This window comes from Roseibium sp. RKSG952 (genome assembly GCF_009711355.1).
The window spans coordinates 1-16261 of sequence record NZ_SMMF01000845.1; the positions used below are offsets into that span (position 1 = coordinate 1).

Annotated in this window: 20 protein-coding genes; 7 read left to right on the top strand and 13 right to left on the bottom strand. The window is 57.3% G+C overall.

The features are described from left to right. Positions 1–79 precede the first annotated feature (79 nt). Entirely contained in the window at positions 80–514 is a 435-nt protein-coding gene (locus E1297_RS10030) for a DUF1489 family protein (RefSeq protein WP_155137456.1), read from the bottom strand. Positions 515–648: 134 nt separating this feature from the next. Here E1297_RS10030 and E1297_RS10035 point away from each other — a divergent pair, with 134 nt between their 5' ends. Next, positions 649–1527 (top strand): NAD-dependent epimerase/dehydratase family protein, encoded by an 879-nt coding sequence (locus E1297_RS10035; RefSeq protein WP_196223263.1) that lies wholly within the window; start codon positions 649–651, stop codon positions 1525–1527. 86 nt (positions 1528–1613) lie between these two features. On the opposite strand, the gene E1297_RS50775 is transcribed toward E1297_RS10035, so the two are convergent. Beyond that, positions 1614–1748 (bottom strand): hypothetical protein, encoded by a 135-nt coding sequence (locus tag E1297_RS50775; RefSeq protein WP_256372708.1) that lies wholly within the window; start codon positions 1746–1748, stop codon positions 1614–1616. 238 nt (positions 1749–1986) lie between these two features. Between E1297_RS50775 and E1297_RS10040 the strand changes: the two genes are divergently transcribed. Continuing rightward, positions 1987–2721, top strand: coding sequence for a DUF599 domain-containing protein (locus tag E1297_RS10040; RefSeq protein WP_155137462.1), 735 nt, complete (start codon positions 1987–1989; stop codon positions 2719–2721). On the opposite strand, the gene E1297_RS10045 is transcribed toward E1297_RS10040, so the two are convergent. Continuing rightward, on the bottom strand, positions 2628–3893 hold the full coding sequence (locus E1297_RS10045; RefSeq protein WP_155137465.1) for an adenylate/guanylate cyclase domain-containing protein: 1266 nt from the start codon (positions 3891–3893) through the stop codon (positions 2628–2630). The two genes, E1297_RS10040 and E1297_RS10045, sit on opposite strands and share 94 nt — an antisense overlap. A 106-nt stretch (positions 3894–3999) precedes the next feature. Further along, positions 4000–4803: a YdcF family protein gene (locus E1297_RS10050; RefSeq protein WP_155137468.1), complete on the bottom strand. Its 804-nt coding sequence runs from the start codon at positions 4801–4803 to the stop codon at positions 4000–4002. A gap of 393 nt (positions 4804–5196) precedes the next feature. On the opposite strand from E1297_RS10050, the gene E1297_RS10055 reads away from it, so the two are divergent. After that, positions 5197–5583 carry a hypothetical protein gene (locus E1297_RS10055; protein ID WP_196223264.1) on the top strand — a complete coding sequence of 129 codons (387 nt, stop codon included), beginning with the start codon at positions 5197–5199 and terminating at the stop codon, positions 5581–5583. A 301-nt stretch (positions 5584–5884) separates the two neighbouring features. Here the strand turns inward: E1297_RS10055 and E1297_RS10060 are convergent, their stop codons facing one another. From E1297_RS10060 to E1297_RS10090, 7 genes are all read right to left on the bottom strand, one after another. Next, positions 5885–6499, bottom strand: coding sequence for an ATP-dependent Clp protease proteolytic subunit (locus tag E1297_RS10060; protein WP_155137474.1), 615 nt, complete (start codon positions 6497–6499; stop codon positions 5885–5887). Between the two features lie 154 nt (positions 6500–6653). Next, positions 6654–7496 carry an adenylate/guanylate cyclase domain-containing protein gene (locus E1297_RS10065; protein WP_155137478.1) on the bottom strand — a complete coding sequence of 281 codons (843 nt, stop codon included), beginning with the start codon at positions 7494–7496 and terminating at the stop codon, positions 6654–6656. 118 nt (positions 7497–7614) lie between these two features. Continuing rightward, entirely contained in the window at positions 7615–8016 is a 402-nt protein-coding gene (locus tag E1297_RS10070; RefSeq protein ID WP_155137482.1) for an ACT domain-containing protein, read from the bottom strand. Between the two features lie 60 nt (positions 8017–8076). Further along, positions 8077–9249, bottom strand: coding sequence for an isovaleryl-CoA dehydrogenase (locus tag E1297_RS10075; protein ID WP_155137485.1), 1173 nt, complete (start codon positions 9247–9249; stop codon positions 8077–8079). Further along, entirely contained in the window at positions 9246–9704 is a 459-nt protein-coding gene (locus E1297_RS10080) for a GNAT family N-acetyltransferase (RefSeq protein WP_155137488.1), read from the bottom strand. The genes E1297_RS10075 and E1297_RS10080 overlap by 4 nt, the downstream gene beginning before the upstream one ends. Before the next feature lie 5 nt (positions 9705–9709). After that, positions 9710–10153: a PaaI family thioesterase gene (locus tag E1297_RS10085; protein ID WP_368669511.1), complete on the bottom strand. Its 444-nt coding sequence runs from the start codon at positions 10151–10153 to the stop codon at positions 9710–9712. Continuing rightward, complete coding sequence (locus E1297_RS10090) at positions 10150–10563, bottom strand: MerR family DNA-binding transcriptional regulator (protein WP_155137491.1); 414 nt, start codon at positions 10561–10563, stop codon at positions 10150–10152. Before E1297_RS10090 ends, E1297_RS10085 begins: the two co-directional genes overlap by 4 nt. Positions 10564–10932: 369 nt before the next feature. On the opposite strand from E1297_RS10090, the gene E1297_RS10095 reads away from it, so the two are divergent. From E1297_RS10095 to E1297_RS10105, 3 genes are all read left to right on the top strand, one after another. After that, entirely contained in the window at positions 10933–11253 is a 321-nt protein-coding gene (locus E1297_RS10095) for a hypothetical protein (protein WP_155137494.1), read from the top strand. After that, positions 11253–12284: an MFS transporter gene (locus E1297_RS10100; RefSeq protein ID WP_155137497.1), complete on the top strand. Its 1032-nt coding sequence runs from the start codon at positions 11253–11255 to the stop codon at positions 12282–12284. The genes E1297_RS10095 and E1297_RS10100 overlap by 1 nt, the downstream gene beginning before the upstream one ends. A 511-nt stretch (positions 12285–12795) precedes the next feature. Next, positions 12796–14235: an MFS transporter gene (locus tag E1297_RS10105; RefSeq protein ID WP_155137500.1), complete on the top strand. Its 1440-nt coding sequence runs from the start codon at positions 12796–12798 to the stop codon at positions 14233–14235. On the opposite strand, the gene E1297_RS10110 is transcribed toward E1297_RS10105, so the two are convergent. Beyond that, the gene (locus tag E1297_RS10110) at positions 14157–14591 is read right to left on the bottom strand and encodes a VOC family protein (protein ID WP_155137503.1); all 435 of its coding nucleotides are present in this window, start codon (positions 14589–14591) and stop codon (positions 14157–14159) included. The genes E1297_RS10105 and E1297_RS10110 overlap by 79 nt on opposite strands. A gap of 82 nt (positions 14592–14673) precedes the next feature. After that, complete coding sequence (locus tag E1297_RS10115; protein ID WP_155137506.1) at positions 14674–15099, bottom strand: organic hydroperoxide resistance protein; 426 nt, start codon at positions 15097–15099, stop codon at positions 14674–14676. Positions 15100–15228: 129 nt separating this feature from the next. Between E1297_RS10115 and E1297_RS10120 the strand changes: the two genes are divergently transcribed. After that, a complete protein-coding gene (locus E1297_RS10120) occupies positions 15229–15927 on the top strand; it encodes a MarR family winged helix-turn-helix transcriptional regulator (protein ID WP_368669512.1) in 699 nt (232 codons plus the stop codon). Positions 15928–16261: the final 334 nt, after the last annotated feature.

The window sequence follows — 16261 nt, forward strand, 5'->3', positions numbered from 1 at the left end:
TTGTGTTGCACTTGGCGCTTGAATTCACTCCCTGGTCCGAAAGCCGAATAAGCGGCAAGGACCTCGAGGCCGCGTTACGTCAGATCAGGCAAAGCTCGGTCAGATCCCGGCGCATGGCATCAGGCATGGCGGCCGCGTCGCTGCCGCCCTTGATGTCGGATGGCGCGTCCTGGGGTTTAAGATATCGCCAACCCTGAAACGGGCGTTTTGGCTGGTACTGGGTCAAAACCAGATGCGGCTCCAGAACCAGATCGCAGCGCTTGACACCGGCCTCATCGGTAAACGGGCGAATATCCAGCAATTTCTGCCGCACCTGTATCCGACCCTTGATCACCCAATAGAGCGACCCGCCATCCAGCAGTTCCTCGCGGCGTGTCGGGACCATGCGTGTGGTGTGTTTCTGTTCGACCGGCGCACCGGCCAGCCGCTGTTGTTCGACCCGAAAGTCCACCCAGGCCTGCAGGCTTTCCACACTGTCGGCGCCGACACATAATTTTACCAGATGCAAGGTCATGCTCTTCAGGTAGCGATCCTGTCAGGGCGGTCAACGCCGTTGGACCTTGCTGCACCGCTTTTGCACAGTTCCCGGCACCGCCGGATCTTGCAGCATCTCAAGAAACAGGCTTTTCTTGACCTATGGACGTGTTTGTGACAGGCGGCACCGGAACGATAGGCAGATCCGTTATTCGGCGGCTGATTGCAGATGGCTGCTCCGTGATCGGACTGGCCCGATCGGAGGCCTCCGCCGAAAAACTGCGCCGGGCCGGTGCAAGTGCCTATCCGGGCGACTTGACAGCCCCTCAGGGCTGGGCGGAACGGGCTGCGTCCTGCGACGCCGTCATCCACACCGGCGCAACCTTTGATGCCGATATGGCCGCCGTCGACCGGCAGGCGATCGCCGCCCTCCTCAAGGCAGCCATTCCGCGCCAGAAGCGGCTGCGCCTTGTCTATACCGGCGGTATCTGGCTGTTCCCGGATTCGACACCCGACGCACCGCTGACCCAGACCAGCTCCTTCGATCCGCTTCCAGCCTTCAAATGGTCCGCGGAACAAGTGCGCTCCCTGTTGAGCGCTCCGAGCCTGAACCTGTCGGTCATCCACCCGGCCCTGGTCTGCGCCACGAATTCCGGGCCGCTCCACAACATGGCCCGGACGGCGGCACGTGGCGAACCGTTTCAAACCCGCGCAACTCCGGACACGCGCTGGCCACTTGTTCACGCGGATGATCTGGCAGGTCTTTATGCCAGCATGTTGAAGCACCGCGCGTTCCGGGCCGCGGTCATTGCCGCTGCCATCCCGGGCGCTCCGGTCGGCACCATCGCGAAAGCCGTCTCAAAAGCGACCGGACAGGATGTCACTGTTGAAACGGTTGGCGCTCCGGAGACGTGTGACCCCAAATTCGACTGGGCCGCCGGCTATGCCAAGTCCCAATCGGTCCGGACAGAAACAGCAAAACGCATGACAAACTGGGCGCCCGATTTCGAGAGCCTTGAAACCCTCACCGGCTCGCTGTTTGCACCGGCATGAGATTTGGCATTGAAACAGTCCGGGACACCAAAAACAAAACGGGCGCGGTTGCGACCGCGCCCTGAAACACACATTGCCTCAGCTTGTTACTTTGCGACGGCAACGGCCTGTTGTGCCCCATCAACATCATTGAACAGCACCAGAAGCGCCAGCGCGCCCCCGATTGCGGCCACCGTCCAAATCGTGACGCCCCAGCAGGACTTGTTCACGTTCTCTTCCATGAAAACCCTTTAGTGTCTCACAGGCACGCTTCCGGTTAGGGAATATGGCCTCAGTGGGGCGGTGAGGTAAATGATTGGTATCTGTTTCGCAAGTGCAAAATTTGAGCGGCAGCTCCACGAAAACTGCATCCCCAACCTTACCCGTTGTGAAACATGGCTTTTCCGGAAAGGTGCTGGATAGTACACAGTCAAGCGTGCGGAAAAATCCGCGAACACTTCGTTAAGGATTGTTACTTTTATGCATCCCCTCGGCATTCTGGACATCGCGGCGGTTACCTGGTTCTTGTGCGCCTGGTTCGGCTTCAACATTGTCGTCGAGTTGAGCCCCTTGCGCCAAAAGACGCTGTCGCACGCCATGGACAGCTACAGGCGGAGCTGGTTGCGCGCCATGTGCAACCGCGAGGTGAGGATCATGGACACGGCCATCCTTTCGGGCTTGCAGCAGGGAACAGCCTTCTTTGCTTCCACCGCACTGCTGGCGATCGGCGGATGCTTTGCCCTTCTGGATTCGACCGAACGCATTCTGCAAGTCGCTCAGGATCTCTCGATTCCCGTTGAGGCAAGCCGCACGCTTTGGGAAATCAAGGTGCTCGGCCTGATGCTGATCCTCGCCTATGCCTTCTTCAAGTTCGGCTGGGCCTACCGGCTGTTCAACTACTCGAGCATCATCATGGGAGCGGTGCCCGAGCGCGGACACACAAGCGAGGCCGGCATCCATACAATTGCCGACAAGGCGGGCAACCTGAACGTCCTCGCCGGCCGCCACTTTAACCGCGGACAACGGGCCTTTTTCTTCGCTGTCGGCTTTCTAGGGTGGTTTGCCGGACCAATCGTCTTCTCGGCGACAACGCTTGCTGTCTTGCTGGTCCTGCTACGCCGTCAGTTTGCCTCAAGAGCCCGCGATACGGTGCTCGCCTCGACAAACGCCCTTGCTTCGGGACACCACCCCTCCGGCCCTTCCGTGACCAAATGAGGTGAATAGACGGAAACGGGATCATCAAATCCCTTCACCCGATAGCTGCCGAATATGCCTTGCCGGCATCCCATGATGTCTGCAATGGCGTCAGACACTAGGACCTCCTTGTCGAGATCCTTGGCAAGCTCGGCAATCCGGGCGGCCAAATTGACAACCGGGCCGATGACGGTGAAGTCAAGCCGGTTTTCTCCGCCAACATTTCCGAAAAACACATCCCCGGCATGAAGCGAAATGCCGACCCGCATGCTGGGGGTGTAGCTGCAGGTGTTGTTCCGGTTGATTGCCTCAATGCGCCGGGTGGTCTCCCGGGCGGCACTGAGCGCCCGCCGCGCCGCGTCCCTGGCACCGCCTTCGCTTTCATAGGGAAAGATGGCCATGACCTCATCGCCAATAAATTTCAGAACCTCACCGCCATGCGCTTCAACCGCTTCGGTCATGGCGCCGAAATACTTGTTCAATAACAAAATCAGCTTGTCTGCTGGAAGATCGTTGGAAAGCCGTGTAAAGCCGCGCAAATCGGCAAAACTGACGATTGCAGAGATCCACTCGCCATCGCCGCGCTGGATCGATCCGTTGAGCACCCGGCCTCCGGCTCTGGCACCGACATAGGTGTCCAGCAAGGTTTCGGCCGTCCTGCGCAAGGTTCGCAACTCGCAAATCAGCGCAAGCGGGCGATTGACGGATTCAAAGATGGAAATGTGGCCGGGCGTAAATCCCCCGGGCGCCTTTGTCGCAAATGTCAGCGCCTTGTAAGTGCCGTCGCTGAACGGCAGCGGCAAGGCAATATAGTCGGTATAGCCTTCCTGCCTGAGATCATTGATGATGCCGAATTCGTCAGGCACGCGGTCCGGCGCAATCCGGCACCGCACCGACCGGCCTTCCGTGTAAACGATCCGGACCGGGCTGTTGAGATAGACTTCTTCCGATTCCTGATTTGCAGGATAGCGCCGCAGCTCCCGCAGCCCGTCGCTCGTCCACACGGAGGCTTCGGCCCGGACATTGGGATGCAGCAGAACGATAGCGGTCGTCGCCCGGTCCACCGGAACCCCGCCCGCGCGCAAGCGCCCGGCAAGCTGCTCGATCAGCTCCAGACTGTCCTTGAGTTCAACAGCATCTGAATACAGCCACTGGACCACGTCCGCAGCGACCAACGGAGCTTCGAGCACCATATCGTCATGTCCTAAGGATAACCACGCGCCCAATATATAGGACCAATTGGTCCAAATTGAACCCCCGTAAGGATCAACCGGCGAAAAAATCCGCTTTCTTCGACAATCAGCCTTCCCGCGGCCCCGGAAAAAGTTCGGCGGACCGGCCACTTAGCCAATAGGCTGCAAGTCCGAGCCATTCCCGGAAAGCGGTATCAAAGCGGCGCAGGCCTGACGACGCATCGCCGAAACCACGAAACCGGTCTTCCCTGCCCCGCGTCCGGTAGTCGACCGGATAAGGCACGATACCGCTCCACCCGGCCGCGCGAAATGCCCCGACGGCTCTGGGCATGTGATAGGCTGACGTGACAAGCAACCATTTCTGCCCCTGAACCGGCTTGAGCACGTTCTTCGTGAAAACGGCATTCTGCCAGGTGTTGGTCGACCTGTTTTCCAGGACAATATGCTCCGGATCGACCCCCAAATCCACCAGCAACCCCGATGCGGTTTCAGCTTCACTCACGTCCGCAGCCGGATCATGTCCGGCGCCGCCGGAATAGACGAATATTGCATCGGGAAGCTTGCGTGCGAGCACTGCGGCAACAGTTACTCTTTCCGCCGCCTTTGTCATTGGCACGCCGCCGCGTGTTGCTGCAATTCCGGTATCAATCCCGCCACCAAGAATGATCACCCCGTCAATCCCGGATAGCTTTTCAGGCCGTTTGAAACGATCTTCAAGTGGCAGAATCAGCCAGTTCGCAGCCGGCGAAAACCCCGCGATCAGAAGACCAATCAGAGAAAGACACAGGAACAGCCGCCCTGCCAGCTGAAATCTGGACAGCAGAAGGATGAATCCAACCACACCGAGCAGAATCAGAAAATTGGACGGGCGCATCAGAAAATACGCGATTTTTGAAAGATAAATAAACATGCCATCAGCACACAAACACAGATCATGGCGCTTGGCGAATTTGCCTCAATCACGGCCAGGCCAGCGATTTTCATCTCCCCACCAGATATATTAGCAAAAATGCCTTTTGAGGGACCTTAACGTGGATGTTTTTTCAAGGTTCAAACCCAACAAAACTGACCACAAGCATATGAAATAATGAAACATTCCCCGAAATCGCGTCACAATCCGGCCCAATTGACCCGTCATTCTGAGTTCACAAAACTTACGTATCGGCATTTTGCCAAATTTATGCGTAAATATGGATTCATAGGGAGACTGTGAGGACGATCACAGCCACAGACGCTGGACGGCTTCACTGTAGCAACACGGTCAAGTCTATGTGAATCAAAGGGGTGAGGGATGACTTTGTACATGAAAATCGGGGGCCGGCCCGCCCTTGAGCAGGCATTGGTCGAACTCCGCTTCAAGTTGCGTGCAGACGCTGGGTTTTCATTCCTGACGCAACCGGAACACTATCTTTCCAACGGTGACCTTTGCGAGTTTCTGGTTTTCCTGTGCGGAGGGGCTCCGCTTTATGAAGGGTTGCCGGTCAACGTGGTTTTTGGCCCTCTGTGCCCGACACATGACGCCTTCGACGCATTTTCCGGTCACTTGGCAAGGTCTGTTTGCAAGGGTGACATCCAGGTCGAAAACGACATTGTCGACCTGCTGAACAAGGTCCGCCCGTCGATCCTTCCGGGCAACACCGATGCGGCACTTGCAAATAGCGGTGACGTGGCCGAACAGGTGATGCATTAGCATTGCCGGCCCGGCCTTGCGGGACCGGTTGTCCCAAACCGGCCCACGCGCCCGCACTCAAAATCCCGGGCAGAGACCTCTGCATTTTGCTGGCCTATGCAATTTAACGCGGCAATTCTGCCGGTTATCATCTTTGGGGAATTGAGATGACGTGTTCACGGAACGCCTTTGAAGGCGGTTTCCGCCTTGAAAGGCTTTATGACCAGTTGGCATAAGAACCTGATTGTCAAGGGTCTTGAACATGAAAAAGGGCGCCGCTAACGGCGCCCGATTGACCAGTCAGAATATATGATCCGGGGACCTAACCCAACTCGGACACATTCGTCACGGTCTTGCCGACCAGGCCATATTCGATCCCTTCCTCCGGGCTCATCCAGTAGTCGCGATCGGTGTCCTTCTCGATCCGGTCGAGCGGCTGGCCGGTGGCATCGGCGAAGATCTTGTTCAAGCGATCCCGCATCTTGATGATTTCCTTGGCCTGGATCTCGATGTCGGTCGCCATGCCGCCGGCCCCGCCGGACGGTTGGTGAAGCAGGAAACGGGTGTTCGGCGTGCAGAAGCGCATTTCCTTCGGCACAGACACATAGATCAGTGCACCCGCGCTTGCCACCCAGCCCATGCCGAGCATGCGCACTTCCGGGGCAATGAACTTGATCGTGTCGTGGATCATGTCACCGGATTCCACGTGTCCGCCCGGAGACGACACGATAACCGTGATCGGATCGTTGGAGACCTGCGCCAAGGCAAGCAGGCGCGCGCAAACATCGCGGGCCATTTCCTGGTTCACCGGACCGGTGATCAGAACCGTACGGGCATCGAACAGGTGCTTGTCCACCTGAATGGACTGCTGGCTCTTGGCTTTCTCGTCTTCCTCGTCATCGAGGCGAGCTGGCACCATTGTCGTGTAGTTTTTCATGCGCAGGATTGGCTCCGTTGACTTGTTGCCGGCAGGACGCCGGCCGGTACTCGGCCCTGTCTAAACGATCCGTGAACGCCTCGCAAACACAGGCCCGGCAGAAAGTCCTTCAAAAGGACAACTCTTCCGCAACATAAGCACGCCACGGCGCGCGTCAATCCATACCGCGCGGCGCGGAGGCGGGTTTCCCACCCCTGCCGGCCAGTAAATGCCAAATCAGCGCAACAATGAACGGAAGCGACGGCCAGTAGAACCAGAGGGACGACAGGCCGCTGGTCAAAATGTTGAGAACCAGAAAGAACAGGATCATGAAGATGCTGGCCCGAACCCGCCTTGGCTGCGCCGCAAGCCAGGCACGCGCCTGCCCAAAACCGTTGACGGGATCGGGCGGAGCTGCTCTTGACTGTCTCGCCGCGTCTTCCCCTGCATTGTCATGACCGGCATCAGAACCGATAGGGGTATCCGGCTCATTCCGGCCACCAAGCCGGACCGAAAAGGCACCTACGGGCTCCGATACATTTTTCAGTTTCTTGCGCCCAAGCGGCTCAAACCCGAATGCCAACTTGCTGCGCACCTGGTCATAGACCGATTGCGACAGCATGATCCCGCCGGTGGGTGCCATTTCCTGCAGCCGGGCCGCAATATTGACCCCGTCACCATAAATGTCGTCACCCTCGACCATCAGATCGCCGAGATTGATCCCGATCCGGAACTGCATCTTCTGTGCGTCCGGCAAGTCCGCATTCTTCACGGCAAGCTCGTTTTGGATGTCGACGGCGCATTGCACGGCCTCGACAACACTTGCGAATTCGACGATGACGGCATCGCCCCATGTATTGACGATCCTGCCGCTGTGCCGGCCGGTAAGCCCCGCCATGATTTGCCGGTAATGTTTCAACCGGTCCAGCGTTCGATCTTCATCGGCCTCCATCAGCCGCGAATAATGCGCCACGTCGGCACACATGACCGCCGCCAAGCGGCGTCTGGCCCGCTGCATCCTGCCTACCCCTGTTCCGTACACCCTAAGGAATGGGAAGTTCCGGACCGAATTGCAACCTTGTAACCCGCAATCGAACCAAACCGGCTTCAATTTGCGGGGAGGCAGCTTACCCGGCTCAGGTTTCGGACACCCCTTTCAGAACCCCAAGCGCGGCTTCCGCCGTGTGCTCCGGCACAAAAACATGATCATGGTAGAAGGCCGCAACCACATTGGCCGAAATCCCGGCATCGGCCAGCGCTTTTGAGATCGCAGCCGTTAGCCCGACCGCCTCAAGGCTTGAGTGCACAGTCAACGTGATCCGGCGAAAGCATGGGGAGCTTCCCTGCCCGAGACGATCCGCCTCCTCTGCTGTCAGAATTGCAGTCACCCCTTCTGACTCCCGAAACAGGCCCAGGGGATCAAGGGCTGCAAGCTCCGCAAGCGAGCGGTCGCCGAAACTGCAAAAGACGTAGGCCTCCGGGTCGAGTTCCGGCTTCATATGCCGCAACAGCGCATCCAGACTTGTCTCTCCGGTCATCGTCACCTCAAAGGAACGTGCCACCGCCCAAAAACGCGGCAGCACCTGATTTGCCCCGGCTCACGCGGTCTTGTTAAAAATCTCGCGGCCGATCAGCATCCGGCGGATTTCCGATGTGCCGGCACCGATCTCGTAGAGCTTCGCATCGCGCAACAGCCTGCCGGTCGGGTATTCGTTGATGTACCCATTGCCGCCAAGCAGCTGGATCGCATCAAGCGCCAGCTTGGTCGCATTTTCCGCAGCAAACAATATGGCGCCGGCGGCATCTTCCCTGGTCGTCTCCCCCCGGTCACACGCCTGCGCAACCGAATAGACATAAGCCTTGGTGGCATTCATGGAGACATACATGTCCGCGACCTTGCCCTGCACCAGCTGGAACGTGCCGATCGGCTGACCGAATTGCTCGCGCTCGTGGACATAGGGGATCACGGCATCCATGGCCGCCTGCATGATCCCGACCGCACCGGCCGCCAGAACCGCACGCTCGTAATCAAGGCCCGACATCAGAACGTTGACGCCCTTTCCAACCTCGCCAAGGACGTTTTCCTCCGGCACTTCACAATCCTGAAACACGAGCTCTCCGGTGTCGGACCCGCGCATGCCCAGCTTGTCGAGCTTCTGCGCCACCGAGAAGCCGGGAAAGCCCTTTTCCACCAGAAAGGCCGTGATGCCCTTGGGGCCTGCATCCGGGTCGGTCTTGGCATAGATGATCAACGTATCGGCGCACGGACCGTTGGTGATCCACATTTTCGAGCCGTTCAGGATATAGCGGTCGCCCTTCTTGTCCGCACGCAGCTTCATGGACACCACATCCGATCCCGCACCGGGCTCGGACATGGCCAGCGCGCCGATATGCTCGCCGGTGACCAGCCTGGTCAGATACCGGGTCTTCTGCTCGTCACTCCCCCAGCGGCGGAGCTGGTTGACACATAAATTCGAGTGCGCACCGTAAGACAGGCCGATACTGGCCGAAGCGCGGCTGACCTCCTCAACGGCGACACAATGTTCCAGATAGCCCAGCCCCGAGCCGCCCCACTCCTCTTCCACGGTGATACCGTGAAGGCCGAGGTCGCCCATTTCCGGCCACAGCTCTTTCGGAAACCAGTCTTCCTGATCGATCCGGTGCGCCAGCGGCGCGATCCGGTCCTGACTGTAGGAGCGCACCGTATCGCGCAGCATGTCGGCGGTTTCGCCGAGATTGAAGTTGAACGACGGAAAATCGTTGCGGATCATCGTTTTTCCTCCCATTTGCGCTTGTCGTAGCGCACAAAATTGCTCAGCACGCCGATCTTGTCATAGAGCTGGCGGGCCTGATGATTGTCGTCATGGGTGTGCCAGTAGACATTGGTGCAGCCTTTCACTTCAGCCGCCTGATAAACCGCCTCGATCAGCTTCCGGCCAACCCCTCCGCCCCTGACGGTGGCATCGACAAATAGGTCTTCGAGATAACATGTCGGCGCGATGGCCCAGGTGCTGGCATGCGGCAGATAATGCGCAAAGCCGATCAACCGCTCCCCCTGCTCTGCAACAAGCCCGTCATGCCCGCCGTCTCCCAGAAGCCGTTCAAACAGGGTATCGGTGACCTCTTCGGGCAAATCCTGCTGATAGAACGCAAGATAGGCCGCCCAAAGCCGCAGCCACCCGGGCCTGTCCGTCTCGCACAAAGGCCGCACACACACATCAGTCATTCCATTCAATCCTTCATTCCGGCCACGGACATCAGCGTAAACAAGCCGGTTGCCACATGGATTTCGGCGTCCCCTTCCACGCCGTAAACATCGCTCTTGCAGATCGTCAGGGTGCGGCCCGGTTTCACCACCCTGCCCCGGGCAACCAACCGGCTTTGGCGGGCCGGGTTGAGCAGATTGATCTTGTATTCGCTGGTCAGGACGCCGCAATCGGCGGGAAACAGCGTCAGGGCCGCGTATCCGGCGGCGGAATCGGCGATTGAAGCGGTTCCCCCGGCGTGGAAAAAGCCGTGCTGCTGGGTGAGCTCGAGGCGCAGATCGAGGGCGATATCGACCTGCCCCGGCGCGACATGGACAAGCTGTGCCCCGAGATGGGCCATAAAGGCCTGCCGCCCGAAACTCGCCCGGGTCTTTTGCGCCCAATTCGGATCCCGCACCTCCAAAATCACGGTTTTCCCTCCCCAGGCAGTTCAGCAGGCGCAAAGCCCAACTCCCGCAGCCGGTCGCGGCACCCTGCCTCGACTTCGTCAAGCTCTTGCAAGGTCAATTCGATGTCCCGGCGTTTCTCGCAGAGCTCCTTCCGGCGCTCGGCGATCTTGTCCATGAGCATGTGCAGCTGGCCGCCCTCCCCCGGCGCCTTGCCGTACATCTCGATCAGCTCCTTGATTTCGGCAAGCGAGAAACCCAGCCGCTTGCCGCGCAGGATCAGCTTGACCCGCGTGCGGTCAGCGGGCGTGTAAAGCCGTTGACGCCCGCGCCGCTGGGGCGCAACAAGCCCCTGCGCCTCGTAGAACCGAAGCGTGCGGGTGGTGACGCCGAATTCCTGCGTCAGATGCGTGATGGTGTAAAGCCGCTGCATGCCAAATCCTTTGGCCGCGACCTTCCAGCGTTTTTACGTTAAAGTCAATATATCAGTTTTTTATGTTTTTTTTCAATATCTTAAAAAGAATCTAGTACGCAATTTCGATCAAGAAGCCAACATGAAGGCAAGCGCCATTTTCCGCAAACAAGTACACCCACTTCACATGCTTCAAAAAAAATTAAATCCAATTGAAAAAATAAGTAATTTTCACAGTATTTCATTTAATCACATTGAAATATAATGCATATTTTTGATATTTTACTGAATTTAATTCCGGAATATAAAATCTATTGTATATAGTTCACTTAATTATCCTTAAGAAAGACCGCATGCACGGTAATCACTGCGCAACATCGGAGATCGGATTTGGCAGAAACGGCACACGGCGCTTCGGACAACGGCACACCAAACACCGGAACGACGGCAGATGCGGCCAGTGAGAGGTCCTCCCAAGCCTGGAAAGCACGACTGCTCCTTGGCCACAAATCCATGATCACCACAACACTGAACCTTGCAAACCCCCGGACAATCCTGCCCTACCTGTGCACCGCTCTGGGCGGCGCCACATTTGTGGCAGGCATTCTGACACCCATCTTCCAGATCTCCAGCCTGGTCGGCTCCTCCCTGTTCGCCCGGTCATTGCCCGGCAAGGCCAAAACCACCAGTTTCTGTTTTTCGGCAGCCTGATGTGCCTTTTCGCAATCGCCATGGTCACAGTCACCGCCCTCTCCTCCCCAGCGGCAATTACGGTCGCACTGGTGTTCATATTCGGCACCTGCACCCTCGGCATGTCTCTCGGCGCCCACAAGATCGCCCTGGGCCGCGCGATGGCCCACGCCTGGCATCCCGGTGAAAGGCAAAAACACCTCTCAACAGCCGAAGTGATTGCGGGGCTTTCAAGCATAGTGATCGCGCTTGCCCCTGCATTCATCTTTGAAACCGTCGACGAATTGACATCCCATATCCGGCTCCTTTGGGCCGCGCTGTTTTCCATAGCGCTCGGAATGTTTATTGCCGTGGTGTTTTCCCGATCACCCGCCCAGCAAGCAAAAATCGACCGCGGCACAACCACAGCAAAACCAAAAACATCAATCTTCAAGCAAGCGCGCACCAGTTATCAAACACTGTTCGCTCTGACGTGGTTCAGGCGCTTCATGTTCATGCGCGTGATGCTCATCTCGGTCCAGTATGGTGCTGTTTTCTACGCACTTCATGCAGCAGAACAACACGCCGCCAAACCGGGATCCTTGCTTGTGTTTGCGATATCCGGCGCACTCGGCGGCCTGGTTTCCGGCGTCATCAGCAGATTGAAAGCCTTGAGGGATTCTCGCCATTGCATCATGATTGGCGCATTGGCAGGCTTGATTGCAGCAGCGATTGCCCTGTCAATGGAAATTGAACCGACCGTCAACCTTGTTGTCGTGTATACTTTGGTGTTTTTCTTTCTGGCCATTGCCGACGGGATTATCTACATCGGTTACACCGCTTACTATCTCGACAGGATCGACAAGAAACATGTCGAGAACGGCCTCGCCCTCAGCAAATTGATCGTTCAGCCCTTTGTCTTTGTGCAAACAGCCATTCTTGCCTATGTGGCGCACTTTCATCACGTCGGCGTCCCGATCGTCATCCTTGCGGTCATTGCCGTGCTCGGCGTTTTGTCAGCAGCAGCGCTTCCCGGCAGCAACCCGGCCCGCCTGACTGCAAGGCGGGTGTAAAGGCTGCCGTATGCCCGCAAACCTGCCCCAAGATCCACTGGTCAAATTCGTTCGACGCGGCAGCGAGGCAAGTTTGAGCACATTGCCGCGAGGGTGCCGGAAATAAAGACAGGCTCCGCCAGCAGGCCAAAAAACTTCCGAAATGACCGCAATATCAGCGCAAGACATACTGTCCCGGCATTTCCCGCAGAGCCCCTTCCAGCACCCTTACGTCAAAGTCAAATGAATCTAAATTCCTCATTAATTTCAATTTTTAAGCCACACTTATTTGAAACTGCGACTGGAACCGCGCCCTGCGCATAAAAGCCAGCCGCCTCCTTTCAGTAAAAAAACACCACACAAGGCAACAAAATAGTAAATCAAGTAAAAAAATATGACATTACATAAATCCATGATATTAAATCGATTTTTAATGAAAATTAACGCGTAAAATCCAATAAAATAAACAATATTACCTCACACGGCGAATTGAATACTTCATTCATTGAAAACGCAAATCTGGAGACCGGTCTTGGCGAAGAACAGCGTCGACACCCCGGCTGAAAACTTGAGCCAAAAACCAAATCCGGCATTTCGAAGCAAAGCCCGAAAGGCGCGCCTGCTACTGGGCCACAAATCCATGGTCACCACGGCAACAACCCTTGCCAACCCTCGAACAATACTACCCTATATTTTTTCCGCCCTCGGCGGTGCAACCTTTGCCGCAGGGCTTCTGGTCCCGTTCTTCCAGATAACCACCCTGATAGGGGCCGCGATCTTCGCTCCGCTGATTGCCCAAAAAGGGCAAAAACACCAGTTTCTGGTACTCGGCTCACTGATGGGCCTCTTCGCGATCTCAATGGTTATTGTCACGGCAACCACTGCACCAACACCGATCATAGTGGCACTGGCGTTTTTTCTCAGCACCGGCACTCTCGGCATAGCCATTGGCCTGCACAAGGTCGCGATGGGACGCGCCATGACCGACGCATGGCATTCAGGAGAACGGCAAAAATTCCTGTCGATGTCCGAAGTTCTCGCAGGAATTGCCGGGGTTTTCATCGCGCTCGCGCCCGCAGTCTTTTTCCAGACAGCCGACGAGATGGCATCACATATACATCTGCTCTGGGCCGCATTTTTCGCAATCGCGCTCGGGCTCATCATGGCAGCCGCCTTTTCCAAGTCCCCATCAGGCAGCCCCGCAAACAGCACGACAACACCCTCAAAATCAAGGAAAACACTGCTCGAACAAGCGCGTGAAAGTTACCGGATATTGTTGGGGCTAGCTTGGTTCCGGCGCTTCCTGCTCATGCGCGCAACGCTGATTTCCGTTCAGTATGGCGCAGTTTTTTACGCCCTTCACGCCGCCGAGCAACATGTAACCAAACCAGAATCCCTGCCAGCATTCGCCGCCGCCGGTGCGCTTGGCAACCTCGCGTTGGGAGGCATCACCCGTATCAGCGTATTTCGAAATTCCCGGCATTGCATCATGTTCGGCGCATTGACGGGATTAATCGCGGCCGCCATTGCGCTGTCGATGGAAATCAAACCTTCAATCAACCTTGTCGCGGTCTACAGCCTGGTGTTTTTCTTCATGACCGCTGCCGACGGGCTCATATATATCGGCTACACCGCCTACTACCTCGACAGGATCGACAAGCAACATGTCGAAAACGGCCTTGCCCTTATCAAGTTGATCGTTCAGCCGTTCGTCTTCGTGCAAACGGCCATTCTTGCCTATGCGGCACACCTCCATCATGTCGGCGTCCCGATCGTCATACTGGCGGTGATTGCCGTGCTCGGCGTTTTGTCAGCGGCTACCCTTCCCGGCGGCACCCCAGCCCACCTGGCTGGAAGGCGAGCGCAAAGTCCGCCGGAGACCGGCAAATCCGCTCAAGATCCGCTTGTAAAGTTCGGCCAGAGCGGCGGCGCGGCAAGTTCAAGCACATTGCCGTCAGGGTCCCGGAAATAGAGACTGGTTCCGCCAGCAGGCCAAACGACCTCGGAAATGACCGGAACATCGGCGCAAGACAAATAGTCCCGCCAGACCTGCAGCTGCGCGGCCCCTATGCGGAAGGCGAAATGGGAATGACCGGTCGTGTCATGTCCGGGCACCACCCCGCCCGGCGTTTCGATATCCTCGCCCGTATGCCCGCGATGAAACACCAGCAACGTCTGGGCCGGACCGGCGTCATAGGCATATAGCCGGTCGCCAGCCACCATCCGGGGCAGACCGAGCACCCCGTGATAAAACGCGTGCGCGGCCTCCATGTCATCGACATAAACCGCCGTTTCCAGAATACCGCCGATCTTGGGAGGCTTGACCATGAGATCCTCGTCACTTCGGGCAAGCCTAAAAACAAAACAGGCCCGCGCGCAAGCGGACCTGTCTTGAAGATTTTTCCCGACCTCAGGCGACAGTCAGCTGAACGTCGACATTGCCGCGGGTTGCGTTGGAATACGGGCAGACCTCATGCGCCTTTGCAACCAGGCTCTCAGCCGTTGAAGTATCCAGACCCGGAAGGGAGACTTCCAGGGCAACCGTGATGCCGAAGCCGCCTTCGGACCGCGGACCGATCCCGACCGTCGAGGTGACAGCCGCATCTGCCGGAACGGCGATCTTTTCCTGGGACCCGACGAATTTCATCGCGCCGATGAAACAGGCCGCATAACCGGCCGCGAACAGCTCTTCCGGATTGTTGCCTTCACCACCTGCACCACCGAGCTCCTTCGGCGTGGACAGCTTGACCTTCAAGGATCCGCTGAGGGTTTCCGCTTCGCCATCGCGTCCGCCGGTTGCTTTCGCCTTGGTCGAGTAAACGACATTGACACCCATCTTGATCTTTCCTTTCGAAAAACTCGCATCAATTATATCGTGCGCGATATAATTGATGCTGTTGATACCGCCACCCCGACACCCCGTCAAGCGCTTGCAGCTCTATCGCGCGCGATTTATATAATCGGAATGACCGACGAGCCCCATCAGATGTGTATCCTGGAGGTGCTTGGCATGGAGCCAGGCCCGGAAACGGAGCACAAGCCGGAAGACCAAGCACTGCCAGAGCCTGCGGCCACGCCGGAACAGCCGGCGCAGGGCATCATGGAATTTGCGCAGCCCCAGCAATCAACGCCGGTTGACGGCGGGCCGGACGAGGACGCGATGGACGAGGGCGACACGGGCGGCGGCGAAATGGAAACAGGGAGCGACGGACAAGACGGGCTCTTGCCCGAAGACGTGCGTCTGCCTCTGGATCAGCTGCTGTGCTTTTCGCTCTATTCGGCCACCCACGCCATGCACCGGGTCTACAAGCCGCTTTTGCAAAAGATCGGCCTGACCTATCCGCAATATCTGGCGATGGTTGCCCTTTGGGAAAGGGACGGTGTGCCGGTCAACTCGCTGACGGAGCGGCTTCAGCTGGAAACCAACACGGTGACCCCGCTGCTCAAACGGCTTGAAGCCATGGACCTTCTGACCCGCGAACGCTCCAAGGCCGACGAGCGTCAGGTCCGGGTGACCCTGACCGATAAGGGCCGGAAACTTCAGGAAAAAACCAGAGGCTTTGCCCGCTGCGTCCTGTCGGCGACCGACCTCGACCTTGCGGAGGCAATCGAGCTTCAGACCCGGATCATGAAACTGCGCGACAAGCTGCGCGGTGCCGGGTAGGATCTTTCATAAAAAAGCAGCCTGCAAACAACTCTCTATCATCGAAAGCTATACGCTACTTAAAACAGTCTTCCAAAACCCAGTTTGGAGCTTCAGGCAACTCCACACCCTTCTCACAAAACTCATCCATCATCGTTGCGTAGATGTGGTGACCTGCATTTATAATCCGGCCGACCTGCACTCATCGCCATTCTGAGCCCGAATTATATGCGTCCATAGGGGTGGCCAAACCCGAATTGCGAATGAACCCCCATTTTTTGTGACCAGCCTGCAATCACAATTCTCGGCCCAAATTATCTGTTGCCAGAGCAGAGCTGTAGAAAATCGGCCCAGG

Excerpts from the sequence above, each read along its gene's own strand:
- E1297_RS10110 (WP_155137503.1), bottom strand. The coding sequence starts at position 14,591 with ATGGTCAAGCCTCCCAAGATCGGCGGTATTCTGGAAACGGCGGTTTAT.
- E1297_RS10115 (WP_155137506.1), bottom strand. The coding sequence starts at position 15,099 with ATGGGTGTCAATGTCGTTTACTCGACCAAGGCGAAAGCAACCGGCGGA.
- E1297_RS10040 (WP_155137462.1), top strand. The coding sequence starts at position 1,987 with ATGCATCCCCTCGGCATTCTGGACATCGCGGCGGTTACCTGGTTCTTG.
- E1297_RS10060 (WP_155137474.1), bottom strand. The coding sequence starts at position 6,499 with ATGAAAAACTACACGACAATGGTGCCAGCTCGCCTCGATGACGAGGAA.
- E1297_RS10050 (WP_155137468.1), bottom strand. The coding sequence starts at position 4,803 with ATGTTTATTTATCTTTCAAAAATCGCGTATTTTCTGATGCGCCCGTCC.
- E1297_RS10080 (WP_155137488.1), bottom strand. The coding sequence starts at position 9,704 with ATGACTGATGTGTGTGTGCGGCCTTTGTGCGAGACGGACAGGCCCGGG.
- E1297_RS10045 (WP_155137465.1), bottom strand. The coding sequence starts at position 3,893 with ATGGTGCTCGAAGCTCCGTTGGTCGCTGCGGACGTGGTCCAGTGGCTG.
- E1297_RS50775 (WP_256372708.1), bottom strand. The coding sequence starts at position 1,748 with ATGGAAGAGAACGTGAACAAGTCCTGCTGGGGCGTCACGATTTGGACG.
- E1297_RS10100 (WP_155137497.1), top strand. The coding sequence starts at position 11,253 with ATGTGCCTTTTCGCAATCGCCATGGTCACAGTCACCGCCCTCTCCTCC.
- E1297_RS10120 (WP_368669512.1), top strand. The coding sequence starts at position 15,229 with ATGACCGACGAGCCCCATCAGATGTGTATCCTGGAGGTGCTTGGCATG.
- E1297_RS10090 (WP_155137491.1), bottom strand. The coding sequence starts at position 10,563 with ATGCAGCGGCTTTACACCATCACGCATCTGACGCAGGAATTCGGCGTC.
- E1297_RS10070 (WP_155137482.1), bottom strand. The coding sequence starts at position 8,016 with ATGACCGGAGAGACAAGTCTGGATGCGCTGTTGCGGCATATGAAGCCG.
- E1297_RS10030 (WP_155137456.1), bottom strand. The coding sequence starts at position 514 with ATGACCTTGCATCTGGTAAAATTATGTGTCGGCGCCGACAGTGTGGAA.
- E1297_RS10075 (WP_155137485.1), bottom strand. The coding sequence starts at position 9,249 with ATGATCCGCAACGATTTTCCGTCGTTCAACTTCAATCTCGGCGAAACC.
- E1297_RS10065 (WP_155137478.1), bottom strand. The coding sequence starts at position 7,496 with ATGCAGCGGGCCAGACGCCGCTTGGCGGCGGTCATGTGTGCCGACGTG.
- E1297_RS10055 (WP_196223264.1), top strand. The coding sequence starts at position 5,197 with ATGAAAATCGGGGGCCGGCCCGCCCTTGAGCAGGCATTGGTCGAACTC.